The sequence below is a fragment of the Herbidospora sp. NBRC 101105 genome, from assembly GCF_030269205.1.
Lineage (GTDB): Bacteria > Actinomycetota > Actinomycetes > Streptosporangiales > Streptosporangiaceae > Herbidospora > Herbidospora solisilvae.
The window spans coordinates 1-256 of record NZ_BSSX01000038.1 but is presented as its reverse complement, the minus strand read 5'-3'; the positions used below and the strand labels follow the sequence as shown (position 1 = coordinate 256).

At 66.8% G+C, this 256-nt stretch carries 1 protein-coding gene; it reads left to right on the top strand.

The genetic code is table 11. The features are described from left to right. Nucleotides 1–191: CBS domain-containing protein (locus QSK34_RS37700; RefSeq protein WP_285591634.1), on the top strand; the 191-nt coding region annotated here is incomplete at its 5' end. Nucleotides 192–256: the final 65 nt, after the last annotated feature.

The following is a 256-nucleotide window of genomic DNA, read 5'->3' as shown; positions in this document are numbered from 1 at the left end:
ACGCCGTGGCCGAGACGATGCTCGACTCGGCCCGGGACGCTGTTCCCGTAGTGGACGAGCACGGCCGGGTGGTCGGCGTCATCACCGCCGTCGATGTGCTGCGCGCGGTCGCCGGCCGGATCACCTCCGAGCCGCGGCATGAGCCCGGTGATGTGCATCCCGCGCTCTTCCGGCTGCAGCCCGTCCTCTAGGTCCCGGCCCAATCGCGGAACATATGGGGCAGTAGAATGACATTAATTCTGCCTCCTCCCTTTGA